Consider the following 5,041-nt stretch of genomic DNA (forward strand, 5'->3'; position numbering starts at 1 on the left):
CCCCCCAGGGGCGCGGGGAACGGCGCGATCTTGTCGCTTGTAGGGGCGCGGGGAACTGCGCGACCAGCCCCCACCGCCCCGCACCCGAAAAGACGGCGCACCCACCACCCACCCCTAACACGAAACCCCACCCCGCATCCAACTTATGCCCTCATTTCACCAATCATGATTGCAATCACGGTCGCCCGTAGTGACAGCCAAGTCACACAGTGCAATGGTGCCGGGCATGACGACAAACGGGGGCTTCGAGCCCGTCTTCTGCACCATCATCCCGCCCCACGTCCTCGACACCCTGGCCCAGACCGAGGACCCCGCCCTCGCCGGCAAGGCGCGCCGCACCCTGCAGCGCGACGCCTACGAGCGCACCCAGCGCCGCCTGACCACGGTGCTCGGCGCCCCCTCCCTCGCCTCGCCGAGCGGCGCCGCCGCCGACAAGCCGAACCGCACGATCCACGACGCGAAGCACAAGCAGGACCTCCCCGGCAAAGAGGTCCGCGGCGAGGGCGACAAGCCCGGCAAGGACGCCACGGTGAACCGCGCGTACGCCGGCCTGGGCGCGACCTTCGACCTCTTCCTGAAGGCGTACGGCCGCAACTCGATCAACGGCGAGGGGCTGCCGCTGAACGCGAGCGTGCACTTCGACGAGGAGTACAACAACGCGTTCTGGAACGGCGAGCAGATGGTGTTCGGCGACGGCGACGGCGAGATCTTCCTCGACTTCACCATCCCGGTCGAGGTCATCGGCCACGAGCTCACGCACGGCGTCACGCAGTACACGGCCAACCTCACGTACTTCGGCCAGCCGGGCGCGCTGAACGAGCACATCTCGGACGTCTTCGGCTCGCTCATCAAGCAGTACACGCTCGGCCAGACCGCCGCCGAGGCCGACTGGCTGATCGGCACGGGCCTGCTCGCCCCGCGCGTCACGGGCACGGCCCTGCGCTCGATGAAGGCCCCCGGTACGGCGTACGACGACGACGTGCTCGGCAAGGACCCGCAGCCCGCCACGATGGACGACTACGTCCGCACGGGCCGCGACAACGGCGGCGTGCACATCAACTCCGGTATCCCCAACCACGCCTTCTACCTGACCGCGAAAGCCCTCGGCGGTCACGCCTGGGAGCGCGCGGGACAGGTCTGGTACGACGTGCTGACCGGCGGGGAGCTGGAGTCGCAGGCGAGTTTCACGGACTTCGCGAAGCTGACCCTGGCGACGGCACGTGCCTCGTACGGCGAGGGCGAGGAACTGCAGGCCGTCACGAAGGCGTGGGAACAGGTCGGCGTACCGGCCCAGTGACCGTGGCTCGGGCCCGCGTTTCGTACTAGACAGGAACCATGCGTATTCAGGTGCGGCGCACAGGCGGATTCGCGGGCATCGAGCGGTATGCCGAGGTGGACACCTCGGGGCGCGCCGACGCCCAGGAGTGGCATGCCCTGGCCGAGCAGGCGGTGGCCGCCGGCCGGGGCACGCCCCCGGTAGGCGTCCCGGACGGCTTCGGCTACCAGATCACGGTGGACGGGACAACGGTCTACTGCGCGGACCCACGCCTGACAGAAGAACAACGAGAACTGATCTCAAAGGTCCTCAAGGAGGGCGCCTGAACTCCACGGGCGCGGGGAACGGCGCAATCTTCTGCCTTTCAGGGGCGCGGGGAACGGCGCAGTCTTTTAGGGGCGCGGGGAACGGCGCAACACCGCGCCCCGTTGACTCCGCTCACCACCGCTACAGATGATCGCGCGCATGGCCAACACCACGGCGAACCCCACCGCGAACCCCATACCCCCCTTCCCGCCCGGCTTCCTCTGGGGTGTCTCCACCTCGGCGCACCAGATCGAGGGCGCGGCGGACCGCCGGGCCCCCTCCGTGTGGGACGCCTTCACGGCCGAACCGGGCCGGGTGAAGGACGGCTCGACGGCCGAGGTGGCCTGCGACCACTACCACCGCTACCCCGAGGACGTGGCCCTCCTGCGCGACCTCGGCGTGGACGCGTACCGCTTCTCCGTGTCCTGGCCGCGGGTGAACGCCCCCGGCGGCCTGGACTTCTACGACCGTCTGGTCGACGAGCTGTGCGCGGCGGGCGTACGTCCGGTCCCGACCCTCTTCCACTGGGATCTGCCGCTGTCGGCCGAGGAGGCAGGTGGCTGGCTGGCGCGGGACACCGCCGCGCGGTTCGCCGAGTACGCCGCGCTGGTGGCCGCCCGGCTCGGCGACCGCGTCACCAAGTGGATCACCCTCAACGAGCCCGCCGAGCACACCCTGCTGGGCCACGCCCTGGGTGCGCACGCGCCCGGCAGACAGCTCCTCTTCGACGCCCTGCCCGCGGCCCACCACCAGCTGCTGGCCCACGGGCTCGCCGTACAGGCCCTGCGCGCGGCCGGGGTCACCGACATCGGTATCGCCAACTCGCACGGCCCGACCTGGCCCGCCTCCCAGGAACCCGCGGACCTGGAGGCGGCCGGCTTCTACGACCTGCTCCTCAACCGGTTGTTCGCCGACCCGGTGCTGCTGGGGCAGTACCCGGCAGGCCTCGGCGAGTTGATGCCGGGCGGCGCCGAGACCGTAGCCGCCGATCTGAAGATCATCGGCCGGCCGGTCGACTGGTACGGGGTCAACTACTACGCGCCGACCAGGGTGGGCGCGCCGCAGGGCTCGGAGATCGAGTTCGGCGGACTCACCATGCCCGCCGAACTCCCTTTCTCCGTCAGGGAGATCGAGGGTTACCCGGTCACGGACTTCGGCTGGCCGGTGGTGCCGGAGGCGCTCACGGAACTGCTGGTGGACTTCCGCGAGCGGTACGGCGACCGGCTCCCGCCCGTCGTCATCACGGAGAACGGATGCTCGTACGAAGGGCTCGACGACCAGGACCGGATCACGTACCTGGACGGCCACCTGCGGGCGCTGCACCGGGCGTCGGAGCAGGGGGTGGACGTCCGCGGCTACTTCGTGTGGTCGCTCCTCGACAACTTCGAGTGGGCCGAGGGGTACGCGCGCCGCTTCGGCCTGGTGCACGTCGACTTCGAGACACTGGAACGGACCCCGAAGGCGTCGTACCACTGGCTACGGGACATGCTGCGAACCCAGAGATGAATGACGCGTCCGCCAGAAAGCCGTCAGAGAACTCCCGCGTCCCGGGCCACCCACACGCTCGGGTACAGCGGGCGGTAGCCCAGCTCGCGGCGGATGCGTTCCGTGGAGACGATGCCCGACCAGGGGTCCTCGGCATCCCCCGCGCGCAGGTCCTCGGGAACGGGCAGCCCGCTCAGGGTGTACAGGTCGACCGTCGTCACGGGTGCGTCGTCCGCGATGTTGTAGACGCGCCCGTCGATCCCGGGGGCGAACAGCAGCCGGAGCAGCCCCTGTGCCACGTCGGCGTGGTGCACCATCTGCAGCCGCTGGGCCGCGGCCCACTCCCGCGCCCACCGCATCACCTGGGTGAGATGCGGGTCGCCTGCGCCGTACACGAAGGCCAGGCGCCCGACGCGTACGTCCAGGCCCGCCAGGCCGAGCAGGCCCCGCTCGGCCTCGCCCTTCGACTCGGCGTACGCGCCCCACAGGGGCCCGCCCGCCACGGGCAGGTCGTCCTCGGTGTGCGGGCGCCCCCGCCCGGTGCCGTACACGACGTTCGTGCTGGCCTGTACGAACCGTCGTACGCCGGCGCGGACCGCCGCGCGGCCCAGTTCGAGCGCCGCGTCCCGGTTGACCGCCCACGCCTCCTCGTCCGGGACGCCCCGGAAGGACGCCGCGAGGTTCACCACCGAGTCGACCCCGGCGAGGGCCTCGCCCAGCACCTCCGTGTCCTGGATGTCGCCGGCCACCACCTGTGCGCCCAGGTCGGCGAGGGGCGCGGCCCGTGCCCCGTCGCGGACCAGGACCCGTACCTGGTCGCCCTGCCCGTGGGCGCCCCCTGTCGTGGCCCGCGCCAGCAGCCGCGGCACGAAACGCCGCCCGACCTGGCCCGTGGCACCCGTCACCAATGTCAACATCGCCCGCTCCTCATGTGTGATCAGTGGTCTGTGATCAGTGGTCTGTGATTCGTGCCCACCCTCGGTCGGCGCGGGGCGCGGCGGGAGAGACCTCTCGATCGGGGGATCGGCAGTCCCTGGATATCCGCGGGGCGAACGCGCACTCTGGGCGCATGGACCGACCCGGACTGGCCGACTTCCTGCGCCGCAGCCGTGCCCGCCTGGAGCCCGCCGACGTGGGCCTGGCGGGAGGCCCGCGGCGGCGCACGCAGGGGCTGCGCCGCGAGGAGGTGGCGGCGCTCACGGGGATGTCGGTCGACTACTACACCCGTCTGGAGCAGGCGCGCGGCCCGCGCCCCTCCCGCCAGATGCTGGGCGCGCTGGCCCGCGCCCTGCGGCTCACCGACGACGAGCGGGACCACCTGTTCCATCTGACCGGCGAGGAGCCGCCGCGTTCCGGGGGCACGTCCGGTCACGTACGGCCGGGTCTGCTGCTCGTCCTCGACCGACTGCACGACGTGCCCGCGCAGGTGATGAGCGACCACGGCGACGTGCTCGCCCAGAACGCGATGTCGGTGGCGCTGGTCGGCGAGACGCGGGGCGAGAACATCGTGCGCCGGTTCTTCACCCACCCGGCGGCCCGCGACCTGTTCCCCGCGGAGGACCATGACGCGCTGGCCCGCGGGCACGTGGCCCATCTGCGGTCCGTGTCCGCGGCCCGTCCGGACGACCCGGCCGTGACGAAGCTGGTGGGTGAGTTGCTGACGGCGAGCGAGGAGTTCGGGCGGCTGTGGGCGGAACACGAGGTGCGGGTGCGGCGGGCGTCGACGAAGCGCTTCCTGCATCCGGTCGTGGGGCTGCTGGAGCTGGACTGCGAGACCATGCTGGTCTCGGAGCAGGAACAGATGCTGATCGTGCACAGTGCGCGGCCCGGCACGGAGGCGTATGAGCGGCTGCGGCTGTTGCGCGGCACCCGGACCCCCGCTTCTCTCAGCCCGTCCGGCGACTGAGGACGAGCGCGTTCAGCGCGATACGGGGGTCTGGGGGCGGCAGCCCCCAGCTTCGGGAAGGGGCGGGG

General features: G+C 71.4%; 5 protein-coding genes. 4 read left to right on the plus strand and 1 reads right to left on the minus strand.

The features are described from left to right. Nucleotides 1–226 precede the first annotated feature (226 nt). From AOK01_RS01265 to AOK01_RS01275, 3 genes are all read left to right on the plus strand, one after another. Nucleotides 227–1,297: a M4 family metallopeptidase gene (locus tag AOK01_RS01265; RefSeq protein ID WP_055507443.1), complete on the plus strand. Its 1,071-nt coding sequence runs from the start codon at nucleotides 227–229 to the stop codon at nucleotides 1,295–1,297. 38 nt (nucleotides 1,298–1,335) lie between these two features. Beyond that, nucleotides 1,336–1,602 carry a protealysin inhibitor emfourin gene (locus AOK01_RS01270; RefSeq protein ID WP_055507437.1) on the plus strand — a complete coding sequence of 89 codons (267 nt, stop codon included), beginning with the start codon at nucleotides 1,336–1,338 and terminating at the stop codon, nucleotides 1,600–1,602. Between the two features lie 127 nt (nucleotides 1,603–1,729). Beyond that, nucleotides 1,730–3,088, plus strand: a complete 1,359-nt coding sequence (locus tag AOK01_RS01275) for a GH1 family beta-glucosidase (RefSeq protein ID WP_425424710.1) — start codon at nucleotides 1,730–1,732, stop codon at nucleotides 3,086–3,088. A gap of 23 nt (nucleotides 3,089–3,111) precedes the next feature. On the opposite strand, the gene AOK01_RS01280 is transcribed toward AOK01_RS01275, so the two are convergent. Further along, nucleotides 3,112–3,984 carry an NAD-dependent epimerase/dehydratase family protein gene (locus AOK01_RS01280; protein WP_055507439.1) on the minus strand — a complete coding sequence of 291 codons (873 nt, stop codon included), beginning with the start codon at nucleotides 3,982–3,984 and terminating at the stop codon, nucleotides 3,112–3,114. Nucleotides 3,985–4,136: 152 nt separating this feature from the next. Between AOK01_RS01280 and AOK01_RS01285 the strand changes: the two genes are divergently transcribed. Further along, nucleotides 4,137–4,973: a helix-turn-helix transcriptional regulator gene (locus AOK01_RS01285; RefSeq protein WP_055507441.1), complete on the plus strand. Its 837-nt coding sequence runs from the start codon at nucleotides 4,137–4,139 to the stop codon at nucleotides 4,971–4,973. Nucleotides 4,974–5,041: the final 68 nt, after the last annotated feature.

Source organism: Streptomyces aurantiacus (assembly GCF_001418335.1).
Classification (GTDB): Bacteria; Actinomycetota; Actinomycetes; order Streptomycetales; family Streptomycetaceae; genus Streptomyces; species Streptomyces aurantiacus.